The organism is Eggerthella lenta DSM 2243, from assembly GCF_000024265.1.
GTDB classification, from domain to species: domain Bacteria; phylum Actinomycetota; class Coriobacteriia; order Coriobacteriales; family Eggerthellaceae; genus Eggerthella; species Eggerthella lenta.
Genome location: NC_013204.1, coordinates 3,308,356 through 3,325,597, shown reverse-complemented (window position 1 = coordinate 3,325,597; position 17,242 = coordinate 3,308,356). Strand labels below are relative to the sequence as shown.

Genomic DNA, 17,242 nt, shown 5'->3' with positions numbered 1-17,242 from the left:
TTCGCGCTAGATCCGCGTCTGTTTCGCGCTAGATCCGTGAAAGGGGTCGAAGGATATGAAACCTGTTAGCAACGGTGCGAAAGCGGTCTTTGCGGTCGCTTTCGCCCTCTTTCTCGCGGTCGTCCTTGTCGGCATTGCGCTTTCGGACAATCCGGTAAAGAAGTTCTTCAAGCAGCAGGAAGTTCTGGATATTGCGAAGATGCACATGTCCCAAGTGAAAAGTGGCGAGGTCTATACGGGCGCGCTGCAATTCGCAGATGACATCGACTTCGACAACCTCGCGCTCAGCCAGGTAATCCCAATGTATAGCGCGCGCCAAAACGGAGACGTAGTGCGCGATGAGAGCGAAGGATACGCGGTCTACTCCAACGGCAAGGTGGTGGCGTTGTTCGGGATCTATAAGTGCGATCCCGGTGCCGTTACTGGTGGTACCACCATGTCGAACGTCGGGCTCGAGGTTGTTCAGAACATGCTGAGCGATCCTGGCACCTGTGCGCTCTTGCAGCCTTGCGATTCTTCCGGCGCGCTGTACGTGACGCCTCATTCGAGTGAAGCCGTAGAAGTCTTCGACCCGGGCCCTTCCTTTCCCGGCGAACCTCCCGAGCCTCCTCCCGCACCTGAAACGGTAACGCTGGAATCGGTTGGAATCACATCGGAGATGATCTCCCAAATCGATTTCCCCGAGCATCAGGATCCCGTTCCGTTTAGCGTGTAGCAAGAGGGCTGACCGTCCAAGCGGTGGTTGCCGACCGAAGCGTGCGGATTATCTCAGGATTCCGCGCGTTTCGGTCGGCTTGTCGTATCATGCAGGTACCAATAAGCGCGGCGACGAGGAGGATCTTCTTGGACACCACCTTTATCGACGAATTGGCGAGCGCGGCTCCCACGCCTGGCGGAGGTGGCGCGGCATCCTACGTGGGGGCTGTGGCATCCGCGCTCGCGTCCATGGTGGGCAACCTGACCGTGGGCAAGAAGACGTATGCGGCGGTGGAAGACGACGTGCGCGCGACCCTCGAACGGCTCGCGCTCCTGCGCAACAAGCTGCTCGCGCTCATCGAGTCGGACGCGCAGGCGTTCGAGCCTTTGGCCGCGTCGTACCGCATGCCGAAGGCCACGCCCGAGGAGGCGGCGGCGAAGCAGGCGGCGCTGCAGCTGGCGCTGGGACCCGCGTGCGATGTGCCGCTGATCATCATGCGCACGTGCGCCGAGGTCATCGACCATGCCGATTTCCTCGCGCGTAACGGCAGCAAGCTGGCCGTTTCGGACGCGGGTGCGGCGGCGGTGCTGGCACGCGCGGCCGTGGTGGCGGCCAGCATGAACGTCTACATCAACGCGGCCTCGATGGACGACGAAGCGCGCGCCGATCGCTATCGCGCCGAAGCCGATCGGCTTATCGCCGAGGCGAACGAGCGCGCCGACGGAATTCTCGCCTACACCATGGACGCGATACGGTAACATCGCCAGTTTCACGACGCGAACCAGAAAGGCAGACATGGCTGAGCTACTGAAGGGGAAGCCCGTTGTCGACAGCATGGCGCTCGATCTACGCGCGCGCATCGAGGCGCTCGGCCGCGCGAAGGTCGTGCCCGCGCTCGCGCTCGTGCGCGTAGGCCAGCGTCCCGACGACCTGTCCTACGAACGCACGGCCCGTAAACGTGCCGAATCGCTCGGCATCGCCATCAGGCCGTACGAGTTGGACGAGTTCGCCCCCCAAGCGGCCATCGAGGCGGCCATCCACGAGGTGAACCGCGACGAAAACGTGCACGGCTGCCTGTTGTTCCGGCCGCTGCCGTCGTTCGTGGACGAGTCGCACATGTGCGAGCTGCTCGATCCGAAGAAGGATATCGACGGCATCACGCTGGCATCGCTGGCCTCGGTGTTCACCGATGGCCACGCGGGCTACCCGCCCGCGACGGCGGCCGCGTGCATTCAGCTGCTCGATCATTACCAGGTGCCGCTCCAGGGCAAGCACGTCGTGGTGGTGGGACGCAGCCTCGTCGTGGGCAAGCCCGTGTCCATGATGCTGCTGCGCCGCAACGCTAGCGTGACCATCTGTCACAGCAAGACCGAGAACCTAGCCGACATCATGCGTTCGGCCGACGTGGTCATCTGCGCCACCGGTCGCGCTCGGACGTTCGGCGCACAGTTCTTCGGCCCGGGTCAGACGGTACTTGACGTGGGCATCAACTTCGACACGCAGGGAAACCTGTGTGGCGACGTGGACTTCGCCGAGGTCGAGCCGGTTGTGGCGGCTATCACGCCGGTGCCGGGCGGTATCGGCACGGTCACCACGTCGGTGACGATGGCGCATACGGTGGCCGCTGCCGAAGCGGCGCTGGCCGCGCGCACCGGGAGGCGCTAGACGGTGCGAGCCTCTTCCCCGATGGGCCGCAAGTTCGTCATTGCCGATCCTGCTACCTGCATCGGCTGTAAGACGTGCATGGCTGCGTGTTTTCATCGCCACGATGTGCCGAACGACGTGGCCGTTCCGCGTCTTACGCTGGTCACTACGCGCACCATCTCGGCGCCTGTCGGCTGCCACCATTGCGCCGAGGCCCCGTGCGTGGACGCGTGCCCCACGGGGTGCCTGTTCACCGACGACGAGCATGTGGGCGTGCATCCGGACAAGTGCATCGGCTGTCGCAACTGCGTGCTGGCCTGCCCGTACGGCGCGGTGGAAATCGTAACCGAAAAGCTGCCGCCCGAACCGGAAGCCGCGTCCGGCACCGAGGCTGCGGCGGCTTCCGCTCAGGATGACAAGGGCGCCCGCGCGCGGGCTCGCGCGAAGAAGCGCAAGCGCACGAAATCGACCGTGGTGAAGTGCGACCTGTGCCTCGATCGCGCCGGCGGCCCGGCGTGCGCGGCGGCGTGTCCCACCAAGGCGCTGCGGCTCATCGATGCGCAGTTCATGGAGCGCGCGCGGCAGAACAAGCGCAAGGCGGCGGCGCGAGCGTCCGCGTCGTTCGCCAGCATGAAGCTCAACGCGGCTCTGGACGAGGGGGAGTAGGCTCATGGAAAAGCATATGGCGGTGTGCCCGTACTGCGGCGCCGGTTGCAAGATGAACCTCGTGGTGGAAAACGGCCAGGTCATCGATGCGGAAGGCCTTCCCGGTATCACGAATGAAGGCGAGCTGTGCCTGAAGGGCATGTACGGCTACGATTTCGTCAACGACACGAAAATCCTCACGCCGCGCATCTACCATCCTATGATCCGCCGCACGAAAGGCGCGCCGCTCGAGCGCGTCACCTGGGACGAGGCGCTCGATTTCACGGCCGAGCGGCTCCGCGCCATAATTGAGGAGCATGGTGCGGAATCCGTGATGCTCACCGGTTCGTCGCGCGGCGCGGGTAACGAGGCCAACTACGTGATGCAGAAGTTCACGCGAGCCTGTCTGGGCACGAACAACATCGACAACTGCGCGCGCACCTGTCATGCGGCCAGCGTCATCGGGCTCATGGAAGTCGTCGGATCGGGTGCCATGAGCGTGAGCATCCCCACGTTGGAGGAGACGGACTGCATCTTGCTGTTCGGCTACAACCCGGCGGCCAGCCATCCAATAGTGGCGCGCCGCATCGTGAACGCGAAGGAGCGCGGGGCCGATCTCATCGTGTGCGATCCGCGCGTCATCGAGTCGGCACGCATCGCGGATATGTACCTGCCGCTGAAGAACGGGTCGAACCTGGCGTTGCTGAACGCGTTCGCGTATGCGATCATCGACGAGGAGCTTGCCGACTGGGATTTCATCGACGAGCACACGACGGGCTTCGATGTCTGGTGGGAGGTCGTGCAGGACTACGCGCCCGAGGATGTGGAAGAGGTCACGGGTCTTCCGTCCGAAACCATCCGCCAGGCGGCGCGCCGCTACGCCAACGCCGATACGGCTGTCATCGGCTGGGGGATGGGCGTGACACAGCAGGCGCAAGGCGTGCAGACCGTGCGCGCCATCGCGGCGTTGGCCATGATCACCGGGCATATCGGCACGCATGCGAGCGGGCTTGCGCCGGTGCGCGGCCAGAACAACGTGCAAGGCAGCTGCGACATGGGCATGTGGCCCAGCCTGTATCCCGGCTACCAGCGCGTGAGCGACCCTGCGGTGCGCGCGAAGTTCGCAGCGGCCTGGGGTGTCGACGAGGAACGCCTGTCGCTCAAGGAGGGTTTCAAACTCACCGACCTGCCGCACGGCGTGGCCGAGGGCACGATCCGCGCGTTCTACAACTTCGGTGAAGACCCGCTGCAAACCGAGCCCGACACGGCGCAGATGCGCGCCACGCTGGAAGGCCTCGACCTGCTGATCAGCCAGGACATCTTCATGACCCAGACCACGGCGCTGGCCGACGTGGTGCTGCCCGCCACGTCGTGGGCCGAGCACGACGCCGTGTACACCGCGTCGGACCGCTCGTTCCAGCGCACCACCGCCGCGCTGCCGCCGAAGGGCGAGTGCCGCCACGACTGGCAGATTTTCGCCGACCTGTCCACGCGCATGGGCTATCCAATGCACTACCGCGACACCCAGGAAATCTGGGACGAAGTGCGCAGCCTGTGCCCCCAGTTCGCCGGTGCGACGTACGAGAAGATGGCCGGCACGGGCTACGCTCAGTGGCCCATCTTCGCCGAGGCCGCGGACGATCCCGACAACCACGGCACGGCCGAGCTGTTCGCGGGCGGCATCTTCACCACGCCCGACGGAAAGGGTCGCCTCGAGGCGGCTGCGTGGCGTCCGCCCACCGAGCAGCCCGACGAGCGCTATCCGCTCGTGCTGTGCACGGTGCGCGAGGTGGGTCACTACTCGTGCCGTTCGATGACCGGCAACTGCAAAGCGCTGGCAGCGCTGGCCGACGAGCCGGGCTACGTGAGCATCAGCCCGGTCGACGCCGACGCGCGCGGTATCGACGAGGAGCAGCTCGTGTGGGTCGCGTCGCGCCGTGGCAAGGTGCTGGCGCGCGCGGCGGTGGACGAGCGCATCAACGACGGCGCCGTGTACATGACCTACCAGTGGTGGATCGGCAAGTGCAACGAGCTGACCCTGCACGCCACCGACGGCGAATCGGGCACGCCCGAAGACAAGTACAGCGCCTGCCAGGTGGAGGCCATTCCCGATCAGGCGTGGGCCGAAACGTACCTTGTGGAGCGCTACGCCGAGCTGAAGGCGCAGCTGGCAGCCGAGGCCGACCGGCAAAACCCGCAGCCCGAGACCGAGATTTCGGCCGCTTCGAGCGAAGTGGCCGATGTCGTTCCCGCCGTTCCGGGCGGAGCGACCGAAGGCGGCGAAGCCGCCGGAGTCGAAGGATCCCGCGCGGCGTTAGCAGGAGGAGTTTCGGGGGCAGCAGGCGTCCCATCGGTTGCCGCCGCCGAGCCGCCCCGCGCGTTCGCGCCGCACGAGGCCGAGGTGGCGGGCCGCGCGCTGTACGCGAACGGCGAGGAAGAGACGCTCGTATGAACCGCTTCGTCGTATCCGACCCGTCGCGGTGCATCGGCTGCAGCGCCTGCCGCGTCACCTGCACGGAAAGCCATCGCCGCCGCGCCCTGCGGCCCGCCTCGCGCATCTCGCTCGTGAAGACGCGCACGGTGTCGGCCGCCGTGACGTGCCATCAGTGCGAAGGCGCGCCTTGCATGACGGTGTGCCCCGAGGGCGCCATCGTACAGGAGCGCGATCGCCTGCACGTGGACGAAAGCCGCTGCACAGGGTGTTTGCTGTGCGCGCTCGTGTGCCCGTTCGGGGCGGTGTACCCGTCGGCGCCCTCGACCGCGCACGTCAAGGCGGCGCCGTACAGCCGCGCTTCGTCGGCGCGCTCGGCCGGGTTGCTGCGCCAGAAGGAGACGGGCGCCTACACGTCGGTGGTGATGTGCGACCTGTGCGCGAAGTCGCCGAACGGCCCGCGTTGCGTGGAGGCCTGCCCTACGAAGGCGCTCGCGCTGGTGGACGAGGGCATGCTGGAGGCTTTGGGTCGCACGCGACGCATCGAGGCCATCGAGATGACCGACATCGCCATGCGCGGCGCTTTGGGAGCTGACCTGGCCGTTCGGGTCGATGCGTTGTTCGACAGGGAAGGGGATGCCTGATGGGGACGATCAAGCCGCGCGTGCCGAACGCCATCTCGGCGGGACGGCCCGCTTCGTCGGCGCGCCGCGTCCACGAGCCGGTCAAAGGAAAGCCTCGCCACGACTTCGAGCGCTGCATCGCTTGCGCAGCCTGCGCGGTGGCATGCGATGCGGGCGCTATCCGCATCTTCATCGACGAGGACGAAGGCCTGCTGGTGTGGACGCTCGACCTGTACGATTGCACGCAGTGCGGTCGCTGCGTGCCCGTGTGCCCCACCGGCGCGATGGGCCTCATCGAGGGCGCGGAGTTCGCCGACGACCCGGAGCCGCCCAAGCGCTGCCTGTTCGCGTTGGCCGAGTGCGAGTCGTGCGGCCGTTACTACGCAACGAACAAGGAGGTGGCGTTCGCGAACGAGCTGCTCGAGCAGGAGGAGCACGCCGATGCCGCTCGCGCTCGCGCGCTCACGTCCATCTGCCCCGACTGCAAGCGCCTGCACGATGCGAAAGCCGCCGCCAGGAGAAGCGGCATGAAGCGCGGATAACCTCCCAAATCAACGCAAGCACCCAGCCTCTGACGCGGTGTGGGTGCCTTCATTCCCTGCATCTGAGCGTAGCCCTGTTAGCCGGCGCTCGGCGTCAAAGGAGCTGCAAGCTTCGCCATTCATATATATGATGAAAATCATCATGGACAAAACATGCCGCTTTTCGGTAGTTTTCAGCAGCGAATCGGAGTGCTTGGTCAAGACAATTCGAAGAAATGCCAGGTGAGAAAGCTTTCGTTGGCTTCATCCTAGGCAGAGAATACTGAAAAGTGCCCCGTTTTGTCCATGACTTTTCGGCTAATATTAACCTGCAACCGGCAAGCAACTCGCGGGCGTTTCATGCGAAACGCCCGCATTCGCGTTGGAGAAACCACCCCGGTGACTTCTTTGCGCTAGCCGATCGAAACCAGCTCGCGGGGGTAGCTGTTGAGCACTTCGCAGCCGTCTTCGGTGACCAGCACGAGGTCCTCGATGCGCACGCCGAACTCGCCGGGCAGGTAGATGCCCGGCTCGATGGAGAACACCATGCCCGCTTGCACCGGCGCGTCGTGCGCGGCCGACACGTCGCCGGGCTCGTGCACGTCGAGGCCGATCTGGTGTCCCAGGCGATGCGTGAAGTAGGAGCCGTAGCCCGCCTCTTCGATGATTGAGCGAGCTGCGGCGTCGATGTCGCAGAAGCGCACGCCGGGAGCTACCAGCTTGCGCGCCGCCTCGTTCGCGCGCCGCACGGTGTCGTGCACCTCGCGCAGTTTTTCGCTGGGCTCGCCGAACACGAAGGTGCGCGTCATGTCGGAGCAGTACTCGCCCTTGCGGCAACCCACGTCGAACAGGACCACGTCACCGCTGGCCAGCGGCGTGTCGTCGGGCTCGTGGTGCGGATCGGCCGCGTTCGCGCCGAAGCTGACGATGGGGGTGAACGAGTGGCCCTGCGCGCCCAGTTCGCGGTAGATCGCCTCCAGCTGGCCGGCCACGTCGGCCTCGGTGACGCCCTCGTGCACGAGCCGGCGGAAACGGTCCATGGCGGCATCGTTCGCGGCGCTGGCGGCGCGCATAAGCTCGCGCTCGGTATCGTCCTTGATGGCGCGCGCGTCGTCTACCGCATCAGAGGCCAGCACGAAGCCGCTCGCCGCGCCGCGCTCCATGAGCGGCAGCAGGAAGCGGGCAGGCAGGTTCTTGTCGCAGCCCAGCGGCTTGTCGGCATCGCACAGCCCTTCGACGATGGCCAGCGGATCGTCGGTGTCGGTGAACGAGCGCACGGTGCAGGCGGCGTCGGCCGGCGCGGCGAACAGCGCATTCAGCACGAGGGTGGGTCGAGCGTCCGATCCGACGATCAGCCCGAGGAAGCGCTCGCCCGGCTCGATGAACGCTCCGGTGAGATAGTGGATGGAACGGGGATCGCATACGAGCATCTGCTCGAGACCTCGGTTCGCGAGGTTGCGCCTCACGGTTTTGATGCGCTGTTCGTACATGGCGTGGCTCCTTACGTTGTCGCCGACAAGGTCGGACGGGTTTGTTTGCTGCGATGATAGCTCATCGAGCGCTACGCGCGGCGCATCTTCCCTCGAATGCGGGGATATTCGGGAGGGCTGGTTCGCGCAGGCGCGTTTAGCGTATGATACGAAGCATGGCAAACGGACTTACATACATGCGCAAAACCACCTCGTCCGAGGCGACGAAACAGCTGGCGGCCACGCTTGCGCCCTACTTGCAGGCGGGCGACGTCATCGTGCTGTCGGGCGATCTAGGTGCGGGCAAGACGCAGTTCGTGCAGGGCGTGGCGGCAGGGCTCGGCGTGCGCGACCAGGTGACCAGCCCCACGTTCAACATCTTGCTGACGTACCCTGCCGGCTCGCTGCCGTTGTACCACTTCGATCTGTACCGACTCGAAGAGGCGGACGAGCTCGAGGACATCGGCTATTACGAGACCATCGACGGCGACGGCGCGTCGTTCGTCGAGTGGGGTGAGAAGTTCCCTGAGGCGCTTCCGTACGGTTATCTGGAGATATCCATCAGGGTGGACGACGAGGGCAACCGCTCCGTGCGGACCCACGCTTACGGCGACCGTGCACGTCGGTTGCTGTTCGTGTGGGCGAAGGATTCGAAATCGCGGCTGATGAAGTGCGCGGGAGGAACTGCGTGAGCGACATGAATTTGCGTCCCGAAGGGGCGTCCGAGCGGGCACGGTACGTGCTCGCCTTCGATACTGCCAACGAAATCATCGCTATCGGGTTGGGCGTGCTGCATGCGTCGTCGCGTATGATCGAGTTGACGGCTTCCGTGGAAGCCGAGGCTCGACGCGCGTCGAACACCCAGCTGCTGCCCCGCATCGACGCAGCGTTGGCCGAACACGGCGTGGCACGCGAGGACATCGCGTGCGTGGCGGTGGGCCGCGGCCCGGGATCGTTCACGGGCGTGCGCATCGCGATGGCTACGGCGAAGGGCATCGCGTCAGCACTCGAGGTGCCGCTGGTTGGCGTATCGTCGCTTGATGCGGTGGCGTGGAACGCGTGGGCGGCGGGCGAGCGCGGGCCGCTGTCCGTGGTGGCCGACGCCATGCGCAAGGAAGTGTACCCGGTGCGCTATCTGCTGAACGATACGGGCATCGAGCGGTTGGAGGCCGACCGCGTGGTGAAGGCCGAAGACGCCGCGCGGGAACTTGCTGCTGAGGGCGACCTGTCCGGGTCGGCGTCTGCGACGGTGCCCAGTCGCTCGGACAGTCCTGGCTCGCACGAAACGTCCGCAGGACGTTTCGGCTCGACGGGCGCGGCGCCGCGGAGCGAAGCGGAGCAAGTCCCCGAAGGGGAGACTCGCTTGGTGGGCGCCATCGCAGACGCCGACCCTGCCGAGGGGGACGCGTGGCCGCAGGTTTCCGCACGTCTTCTTTGCGGCGATGCGCTGAAGAAATATGGGGAGTTATTTGAGGGCTGCGGGGCGGCGCTGCCTGCCGAGTTGTGGATGCCGACGGGTCGCGGGCTGTTGCTGGCGCTGCAGGCGGCGTGGCGGGCGGGCGAGGCCGACCCGCTCGATGCGCGTCGCCATGACCCTGCGTTCGCGCTGCCGGTGTACACGCGCCTATCGGATGCGGAGGAGAACGAGCGCATCCGCCTGGCGAAGAACGATCCGAAGAACCTTGCGACCGGCGTGCAGGACGTGGCGAAGCGGGCCGACCAGCGCGCGACCATGCACGATACCGCCATCCTGAACGCACAGCCCGACGAGCATGGCATCACGTACAAGCCGCTCGATGCCGCCCATGCAGGCGCTGTCGCGACGTTGGAGTCCCTAGTCATGGGATCAGACGCTTGGAGCGAAGCGCTCGTGGCCGACGAACTCCCCCGCGCCGACCGCGTGTGGTGGGCAGCTTACGAAGGGGAAGCGCTTGCGGGTTACGCCGGCGGGTGGATCGTCGACGGGCAGGTGCAGATCCTCAAGGTGGGCGTCGACCCGGCCATGCGGCGACGCGGCATCGCGCGCGAGCTGTTGGCGCACGTGGCGGCCGATGCGCGCGACCTGGGCGCGTCCCGTTGCTCGCTCGAGGTGCGGGCGGGGAATGTCGGTGCGCAGGAGTTGTACGCCGCGCTCGGCTTCCGTTCGCTGGGTGTGCGCCCGCGTTACTACTCCGACGGCGAGGACGCCGTCATCATGGAGGGCCCTCTGCCGTTGGCCAGGCACGATGTGGCCGGCATGGAGCTGGTGGTGGGCGCTGCCAGCGACGATGCCCGCTCCCTCCGTGACGAAGTGCAAACGGATGTTTCACGCGAAACATCCGAACGCCGCCCCCTCATCCTCGCCATCGAATCGTCCTGCGACGAGACGGCGGCCGCCATCGTCGACGGCAACGGCACGCTTATCGCCGACGTCGTGGCCTCGCAGATCGACTTCCATGCGCGCTTCGGCGGCGTGGTGCCCGAGATCGCTAGCCGCAAGCACATCGAGGCTATCTGCGGCGTGTGCGACGAGTGCTTCGACGTGGCTGCTTCCGCGCTGGGCATCGAACGTCTGACCTGGCGCGATCTGGATTCCATTGCCGTGACGTACGCGCCGGGGCTCGTGGGTGCGCTCGTGGTGGGCGTTGCGTTCGCGAAGGGCGCCGCGTGGGCGGCCGGCAAGCCGTTCATCGGCGTGAACCATCTGGAAGGCCACCTGTACGCGAACAAGATCGGCGCGCCCGATTTCCAGCCGCCCGCGGTGGTGTCGCTCGTGTCGGGCGGCAACACGCTGCTCGTGCATATGAAGGGCTGGGGCGACTACGAAACGCTGGGCGCTACCATCGACGACGCGGTGGGCGAGGCGTTCGACAAGGTGGCGAAGGCGCTGGGCCTGGGCTATCCGGGCGGTCCCGTCATCTCGCGCGAGGCGGCCAAGGGCGACCCGAACGCCATCCCGTTCCCGCGTGCCATGATGCACTCGGGCGACCTGCGCTTCTCGTTGTCGGGTCTGAAAACCGCGGTGGTCACCTATATCAACAACGAACGCGCCGCCGGCCGCGAGCTGAACGTGCCGAACATCTGCGCCAGTTTCCAGCAGGCGGTGGTGGACGTGCAGGTGAAGAAGGCCGAAATGGCGCTCGAGCAGACGGGCGCGCGCACGTTCTGCCTCGGCGGCGGCGTGGCTGCGAACCCCGCGCTACGCGACGCGTACGAGCAGCTGTGCGAGCGTCTGCACGTGCGCCTCACCCTGCCGCCCTTGAGCGCTTGCGGCGACAACGCCGGCATGATCGCGCTGGTGGCCCTCGACCGCCACAACCAGGGCAAGTTCTTCACCCTGGAAGCCGACGCCCAAGCCCACGCCAACCTCGACGAGCCGTACTGAGCCCCCAATCTTTTTTCCGAACGGGCGCGGCCCTGTCATTCTATGAGCGCGGCGCCGTCAGGCGCGGAGGCGAAGGATATTGCGCGACGCCAGTGATGAGCCCCCGACGGCACCCCTGCCCCCCTCCCAAGGGGAAACCCCGCGCTCCGCGATCCGGGGGTTGACGGCTATGCGCGCATCCCTCATAATTGACCGCCACGGTATCATTTGACGAGATGCGGAAGGAGGCGCGGCGATGGCTGAGACACTGGCGGCAGCGCACGGGCGTACGGCTCCTCGCGCCCCCTTGACGGGGGGGGGGGGGCTCACTGAGCGCCTTGATCGCGTAGCGTCCCGCCTCGCGGGGGGGGGGGGGAGGCTTCCTCTGAGCCTCGCCCGCGCCTAGCGTCCGCCGCCCCGGCGGCCCCGGCCGCCTCCCCCTGCGCGCGAGACGCCCTCACCGGCCTCGAGGCGCGCCCGGGCTTCCTCGCGCATGCCGAGGCTCTTCTGATCGCTCACCCCCGCACCCGTTACGTCCTCGTCTGCGCCGACGTCGAGCGCTTCGCGGCCTACAACGCCCGCCACGGCCGCGAGGCCGGCGACGAGCTCCTGTCCTACCTCGGCGCGAGTCTCGCGCAGGCCCTGCCCCCGCGCTCGGTGGCGGGCCGGGTGGGCGCCGACCGCTTCGCCGTCCTCGCCCCCCGCTCCCTGCTCGAGGAGGCGGCCCTCGCCGAGGCGCTCTCGCGCGGCCCCGCCGGGGCGCGCTGTGCCGTGCGCATGGGCACCTGCGAGGCCGGCCCGGGGTCCTCCGCTCCCGGCCCCGCCGACGCGCTCGAGCGCGCCCTGCTCGCCCTGCGCGCGGCCAAGTCCGAGCGGCGCGGCCCGCGCGTGCGCCGCTTCAGCCCGGCCATGCTGGAGGAGGCCCTGCTCTACCAGGACGCCCTCGAGGGCCTCGGCGCCGCCATGGCCTCGGGCGGCCTGCGCCCCGCCTTCCAGCCCGTCTTCGAGTGCCCCTCGGGGCGCCTCGCCGGCGCCGAGGCGCTTTCGCGCTGGGGCGAACCCGGCGCGCCCGGCCCGGGCGCCTACGTGCCGCTCCTGGAGGAGGCCGGCCTGGCCCCCGCCCACGACCTCCACATCGTCTCGCTCGCCCTCGACCGCCTGCGCGCCTGGATAGACGCCGATCTCCCCGTGGTTCCCGTGTCGGCGAACCTGGCGCGCTCGACGCTTCTCGACCCCCTCCTCGCGCGGCGCCTCGAGGTGCTGCTGCGCGAGCGGAGGCTTCCGGCCTGCCTGCTGCACCTCGAAGTGTCCGAGGAGGCCTGGAGGCTCGATCCCGACCAGCTGCGCTGTGCGCTCATGCGCCTGCAGGCGGCGGGGTTCTCCGTGGCCGTCGACGACTTCGGCACCGCCTCCACGTCGCTGTCCGCCCTCGAGGGCGCGCCGGTGGACGTCGTCAAGCTCGACGCGTCGCTCCTCCGCGCGGACCCGGGGTGCGGCGCGGTCGTCGTGGGCGCCGCGGTGCGGCTCGTCCACGAGCTGGGGATGGTCGTGGTGGCCGAGGGCGTCGAAGACACCTCGCAGGCGCGGTTCCTGGAGGAGGCGGGCGCCGACCTGCTCCAAGGCTACCTGTGCTCGCCCCCGCTCGACGCCGAAGCCTTCGAGGGCCTCCTTCGCGACGGGGGGGGGGGGCTGAGCGCGCCCTCTGCCTCGAGCGGGGGCGCGCCGAACCGACATGACCCGCAGGAGTGTGGAAATGGATAGAACGCAGCGTAAACGAAGCATGTCCAGGGGCCGCGCGGCGCGGGCCGTCGTCCGCGTCGCGTGCGCCGCGCTCGTGGCCGTCGCCCTGTGGCCGGCCCCCGCGCCCGCCGGGGAGGCCGACGCCTCCCCGGTTCCGGCCGCGCGGGCCCCGGAGTCCGCCGCCCCGGCCGCGCCCGATCCCGAAGCCGGCCCCGGTCCCGACGCCGGCCGGCCCGACGTGCCCGGCCCCGACGCCGGCCGGCCCGACGTGCTCGGCCCCGGCGCGTCCGACGCCGTCCAGGAGGATGCCGCGCAGCGCTCCGAGGCGGACGGCCCCCTCGTGGGCGCCCCCGCGCCGCAGCTCGACGGTCCCCTCGGCGCCGACCCGCGCGCGAACGACGATCCGTTGAACTTTTCGTGGACGTTCACCGACATCGACGCTGCCACCTGCAAGATAACCGGCTTTTCCGGCTCCGTTCAGCCGACCGACACGGTACACGTGCCGGCGACCAGCCCCGCGGGCAAGAAGGTCGTCGAGATCGCCCGCGGGAGCTCGATCCAGAACACGTACTCGAACCTGAAGTGCAACATCGACTTCTCCCAGGCGACCAACCTGCAGACCATATCGACGAGCGCCTTCCAGATGCAGAACGAATACGAGCAGCGAGGACCGAAGGGCGTCATCGACCTGTCCAAGTGCACGAGCCTCACCACGATCGGCTCGAATGCCTTCGTCAGCTGCGGGGAGATCACGAGCCTTGTCCTTCCCCCCGCCTTCGAGACCGTGGGCTCGAAGGCGTTTTACAACTGCAAGAAGCTCGCGGGCGAGCTCGCGCTGCCGTCATCCCTCAAAGGGGTGAACGAGAGCGCGTTCGCCGGCGGCACGAGGGATGACGTCAGCCTGGCCCCGAAGCTCACCTCCCTTCTCGGCCTCGAGAACACGAAGCTCGCCACGGTCGGCGTCGCCGCGTTCAAAGGCAACATGATCGGCGGCGCGCTCACGTTCCCGGTGACCCTGGACTCGGTGGGAGCTTCGGCGTTCCAGAACAATCTGATCACGAAGGTTTCTTTCCTGAACACGACGGTCGACAAGATCGTCTTGGGCAGCAGCTGCTTCCAGAATAACAAGATAAAGACCAACCCCCTCACCCAGGGGGTGAGGTTCGGCATGGCCGACTACGCGTTCGCGGACAACAGTCTGACGGGTGAGTTCTCCTTCGAAAACGAGAACGTCCCAGCCCCCGCGAGGGGCGTGATCTCGGGCAACCCGGGCGTGACGAAGGTGACCATCTCGAAGTTCTGGGGGTTCATTCCCGGCGATGCGTTCAAGGGCCTGGCGGGCTTGAAGGAGGTCGTCATCCCTGCGAACAGCAAGTTCACGCGCGTCAGGGCCGGCGCCTTCCAGGATTGCATCTCCCTCGGGGGCGTCGACTTCGGGCAGGCCCCCTTGGCGGACGGCTCCGCGAGCGATCCCGCGATTGGGGAGAACGCCTTCAAGGGCTGCACGTCGCTGAAATCGGTCATGATGGGGGAGGGCTCCTACAGCGGGGTGCCGTCGGCGACCGTCACGCTCGGCGCTGGCGCGTTCGAGAATTGCGTCGCGCTCTCGATCATCAAGATGCCCGAGGCGGTCAGCGCCGGCGGGGTGATCCTCAACGTCAAGATCGGCGCGCGCGCCTTCAAGGGCACGAACCTCGGCGCGTTGCCGGATCCGCAGACCGGCCAACCCATGGGCTACCTGCCCCTCGACAAGTACCGGGTCCAGACGATCGGCGCGAGCGCCTTCGAGAACGCGAACATCTCGGACGTGAGGCTGCCCTCCACGCTGCGCTCCGTGGGCGAGAAAGCTTTCGCGGGCAACCACATCCCCTACCTGGAGCTGCCGAACAACGCGGCGCTTGACACGGGCGTCGGCGCGAACGTGCTGGCCGACCAGACGCTCCCCAAGGGCACGGCGGTGTACGAGGGCACCAGCGATACGGTGGGCGACGTGCTCCTCGACGTGCTCGAGTCCGGCTACGGCATCCCCGTCTCTCACCTGATCTCGGTCGCCCTCAAGCTCGTGGACGGCTCCACGGAGGATCCGAGCAACACCGACTGGCAGACCAGCGGGAGGGCGACGTTCAAGGATGATTCGCTCAGAGCCTCGGGCACGCGGTTCTCCTACGGCATGAACGTATACCGCCAGGGGAGCTCGACCCCCGTGTCCGCCGGCAGCATGATCCTCGGCAAGGTGGAGGAGGGCGTCCCCTGCGAGTTCCTTTTCTACAACGACGAGGGCTACTCCGACCGCAGGGACTCCCACCTCCAGTGGGTGCCCTCCGGCTCCTCGCCCCAAGAGATCCTGCACGGCGCGCCGAACTACGGCCTCGACAGGCCCGGCTACCACACCGACCCCCAGGCCTACGACGCGGCAAGGAAGTCCGGATGGAGGAAGAGCAGCGGGGACAAGGCGCCCGTCGTCCCCAAGGACGTCGTCGTCAACGCGGGAGAGAACCCCTCGTACTCGAACCGCTGGATCGCGAACTCCTACTCCGTGTCCTTCGACGACGGCTGGGACGCCATGGTGGCGAAGGACGGGCGCCTTGGCATGCCCGACCCGGCCGATCCGGACAAGATCGTCCGCAACACCGCCTACGTGTCGGGGACGATGGACCCCGTCGGGAGCCTGTCCTACGGCGCGCCCGCCGACCTGCCCGGGAACGCGTTCACGATGGGCGGCTACGAGTTCGACGGCTGGACGACCTCGCCGGACCTCGCCGTCGACGACCGCAAGCAGGGCTCCAACTACTTCGCCGCCGGCACTCCGATCTCCACGCCCGACCCGGCCCCCGCCGACGGCGGCGCGCTGACGCTGTTCGCGCAGTGGAAGGCGGTCGACTACGGCGCGGACGACCCGGCCCTCCTGGGCTTCCTCTCCATTCCGAGCTCCCTGTCCCTGGAGCCCTACGGCGACAGGGTCTGGTCCGAGCCCTCGGACCCCGCCGCCCCGGCGGGCGACCACAGCGTGGTCGTGGCCGCCGCCCCCGAGCTGCCGGGCGCGACCTGGCCGGCCGGCAAGACCTACCGGGTGTCGGTGACGAGGCCCTCCGCGGGCGCGCCGCTGCTGTCGCTCTCGCTCCCCGGCGGCGGAGAGGCTCGGGGCTTCGAGGTGCTCGACGCCTCGGGCGCGGTCTACAACCCCGGGGATGGCTCCGCGCCCGCGCCGCTCATGGTGATCGACCCGTACGATCCGATCGCCGGCAGCGGGTCGTTCTCCCTGAGGAGCGTCGACCCGGTAGGCTCGTTCCTCGCCAACGCCCGCTACTCCGGGACCATGGAGTTCCGGGTCGACATCGTGTCCGCGACGACCAGGGAGGTGGCGCCGTGATCGCCCCGCGCCCGCTGCGGCCGGCCCGCGCGGCCGTCCTCGCCCTCGCCGTGCTCGCCCTCGCCCTCGCCGCTCCGGCGGCGCCGGGTGCGCCGCGCGCCCATGCCGAGGGGCGCTCGGGCACCGCGCTCGTCGAGTACGCTCCGCGCTCCCTAGCCGTCCCCTTGTCGGCAGCCGGCCCCGGGCGGTTGGAACTCGTCGACGCGTCCGGCTCCGTCGCGCTCTCCGTGCGCGGCGGGACCGTCCTCGCCGAGGCCCCCGAGGGCGGCGAGCTCTCGCTGCGGGCCGTGCCCGACGAGGGGGCCTATCTCGCGTCCTTGCGCGTCGGCGGCCGCGATGCCTCCCCGGCTGCGGACGGCTCGCTCTCGCTCTCGGCCGAGGAGGCGGCGGGCGGGGTGGAGGCCGCGTTCGCCGGCGGGGCGCCCCCGGCCGCGGGCGGGCCGGCCGCCTGGGTCGGCGGCCTGACGCGCACGGGCGACGCGCTGCCCTGGGCCGCGCCGCTCGCACTCGCCCTGGCGACGCTGTCCGCCCTGGCGGCGGTCGCCCTCGCCCGACGCGCGAACGCCCCGGTCCCGGCAGCCGCCGGCCCGTCCGGTCCGGAGGCGGCCGACGGCTCTGGAACCCCGCCCCTTGAGGGGCCGCCGGGCCGGGCCGAGGGGGCGGGCCCGGCGGACGACGACGGGCGCTGAGCGCCCGCTTGAGGTCCTTCTCGCGCGAGAGCGCGTGGACATAGAAGGAAGGGCCGGCCGAAGGCCGACC

General features: G+C 68.3%; 13 protein-coding genes and 1 pseudogene. 13 read left to right on the top strand and 1 reads right to left on the bottom strand.

Annotation, left to right across the window (positions count from 1 at the left end; all coding sequences use genetic code 11):
* Positions 1–55 precede the first annotated feature (55 nt).
* The 7 genes from ELEN_RS14355 (at position 56) to ELEN_RS14325 (ending at position 6,582) form a co-directional block, all read left to right on the top strand.
* Positions 56–715 (top strand): hypothetical protein, encoded by a 660-nt coding sequence (locus tag ELEN_RS14355; protein WP_015761435.1) that lies wholly within the window; start codon positions 56–58, stop codon positions 713–715.
* A 128-nt stretch (positions 716–843) separates the two neighbouring features.
* A complete protein-coding gene (locus tag ELEN_RS14350; RefSeq protein ID WP_009609036.1) occupies positions 844–1,455 on the top strand; it encodes a cyclodeaminase/cyclohydrolase family protein in 612 nt (203 codons plus the stop codon).
* Positions 1,456–1,492: 37 nt separating this feature from the next.
* The gene (locus ELEN_RS14345) at positions 1,493–2,362 is read left to right on the top strand and encodes a bifunctional 5,10-methylenetetrahydrofolate dehydrogenase/5,10-methenyltetrahydrofolate cyclohydrolase (protein WP_009609033.1); all 870 of its coding nucleotides are present in this window, start codon (positions 1,493–1,495) and stop codon (positions 2,360–2,362) included.
* A gap of 3 nt (positions 2,363–2,365) precedes the next feature.
* On the top strand, positions 2,366–3,007 hold the full coding sequence (locus ELEN_RS14340; protein ID WP_015761434.1) for a 4Fe-4S dicluster domain-containing protein: 642 nt from the start codon (positions 2,366–2,368) through the stop codon (positions 3,005–3,007).
* A 4-nt stretch (positions 3,008–3,011) separates the two neighbouring features.
* Complete coding sequence (gene fdhF, locus ELEN_RS14335; protein WP_009305217.1) at positions 3,012–5,438, top strand: formate dehydrogenase subunit alpha; 2,427 nt, start codon at positions 3,012–3,014, stop codon at positions 5,436–5,438.
* On the top strand, positions 5,435–6,061 hold the full coding sequence (locus ELEN_RS14330) for a 4Fe-4S dicluster domain-containing protein (RefSeq protein ID WP_009305216.1): 627 nt from the start codon (positions 5,435–5,437) through the stop codon (positions 6,059–6,061). Before fdhF ends, ELEN_RS14330 begins: the two co-directional genes overlap by 4 nt.
* Complete coding sequence (locus ELEN_RS14325) at positions 6,061–6,582, top strand: 4Fe-4S dicluster domain-containing protein (protein WP_009305215.1); 522 nt, start codon at positions 6,061–6,063, stop codon at positions 6,580–6,582. The genes ELEN_RS14330 and ELEN_RS14325 overlap by 1 nt, the downstream gene beginning before the upstream one ends.
* A 392-nt stretch (positions 6,583–6,974) precedes the next feature.
* Here ELEN_RS14325 and ELEN_RS14320 read toward each other — a convergent pair whose 3' ends face one another.
* A complete protein-coding gene (locus ELEN_RS14320) occupies positions 6,975–8,051 on the bottom strand; it encodes a M24 family metallopeptidase (protein WP_009305214.1) in 1,077 nt (358 codons plus the stop codon).
* Between the two features lie 176 nt (positions 8,052–8,227).
* Between ELEN_RS14320 and tsaE the strand changes: the two genes are divergently transcribed.
* The 6 genes and pseudogenes from tsaE to ELEN_RS14290 all read left to right on the top strand — a co-directional run bounded on the left by tsaE (position 8,228) and on the right by ELEN_RS14290 (position 17,172).
* Positions 8,228–8,722 carry a tRNA (adenosine(37)-N6)-threonylcarbamoyltransferase complex ATPase subunit type 1 TsaE gene (gene tsaE / locus ELEN_RS14315; protein WP_009305213.1) on the top strand — a complete coding sequence of 165 codons (495 nt, stop codon included), beginning with the start codon at positions 8,228–8,230 and terminating at the stop codon, positions 8,720–8,722.
* A complete protein-coding gene (gene tsaD / locus ELEN_RS14310) occupies positions 8,719–11,394 on the top strand; it encodes a tRNA (adenosine(37)-N6)-threonylcarbamoyltransferase complex transferase subunit TsaD (RefSeq protein WP_009305212.1) in 2,676 nt (891 codons plus the stop codon). The genes tsaE and tsaD overlap by 4 nt, the downstream gene beginning before the upstream one ends.
* Before the next feature lie 438 nt (positions 11,395–11,832).
* Positions 11,833–12,099 (top strand): annotated as a pseudogene (locus tag ELEN_RS16620) (diguanylate cyclase domain-containing protein); the annotation flags it as partial.
* A gap of 51 nt (positions 12,100–12,150) precedes the next feature.
* Complete coding sequence (locus tag ELEN_RS14300; RefSeq protein WP_306425619.1) at positions 12,151–13,134, top strand: EAL domain-containing protein; 984 nt, start codon at positions 12,151–12,153, stop codon at positions 13,132–13,134.
* Positions 13,127–16,483 carry a leucine-rich repeat domain-containing protein gene (locus ELEN_RS14295; RefSeq protein WP_015761433.1) on the top strand — a complete coding sequence of 1,119 codons (3,357 nt, stop codon included), beginning with the start codon at positions 13,127–13,129 and terminating at the stop codon, positions 16,481–16,483. The genes ELEN_RS14300 and ELEN_RS14295 overlap by 8 nt, the downstream gene beginning before the upstream one ends.
* On the top strand, positions 16,480–17,172 hold the full coding sequence (locus ELEN_RS14290) for a hypothetical protein (RefSeq protein WP_015761432.1): 693 nt from the start codon (positions 16,480–16,482) through the stop codon (positions 17,170–17,172). Before ELEN_RS14295 ends, ELEN_RS14290 begins: the two co-directional genes overlap by 4 nt.
* Positions 17,173–17,242 lie beyond the last annotated feature (70 nt).

What these genes read in the sequence shown, in the direction of transcription:
- ELEN_RS14330 (WP_009305216.1), top strand. Translation starts at nt 5,435, where the DNA reads ATGAACCGCTTCGTCGTATCCGACCCGTCGCGGTGCATCGGCTGCAGC.
- ELEN_RS14325 (WP_009305215.1), top strand. Translation starts at nt 6,061, where the DNA reads ATGGGGACGATCAAGCCGCGCGTGCCGAACGCCATCTCGGCGGGACGG.
- tsaE (WP_009305213.1), top strand. Translation starts at nt 8,228, where the DNA reads ATGCGCAAAACCACCTCGTCCGAGGCGACGAAACAGCTGGCGGCCACG.
- ELEN_RS14345 (WP_009609033.1), top strand. Translation starts at nt 1,493, where the DNA reads ATGGCTGAGCTACTGAAGGGGAAGCCCGTTGTCGACAGCATGGCGCTC.
- ELEN_RS14300 (WP_306425619.1), top strand. Translation starts at nt 12,151, where the DNA reads ATGGGCACCTGCGAGGCCGGCCCGGGGTCCTCCGCTCCCGGCCCCGCC.
- ELEN_RS14320 (WP_009305214.1), bottom strand. Translation starts at nt 8,051, where the DNA reads ATGTACGAACAGCGCATCAAAACCGTGAGGCGCAACCTCGCGAACCGA.
- ELEN_RS14355 (WP_015761435.1), top strand. Translation starts at nt 56, where the DNA reads ATGAAACCTGTTAGCAACGGTGCGAAAGCGGTCTTTGCGGTCGCTTTC.
- ELEN_RS14295 (WP_015761433.1), top strand. Translation starts at nt 13,127, where the DNA reads ATGGATAGAACGCAGCGTAAACGAAGCATGTCCAGGGGCCGCGCGGCG.
- fdhF (WP_009305217.1), top strand. Translation starts at nt 3,012, where the DNA reads ATGGAAAAGCATATGGCGGTGTGCCCGTACTGCGGCGCCGGTTGCAAG.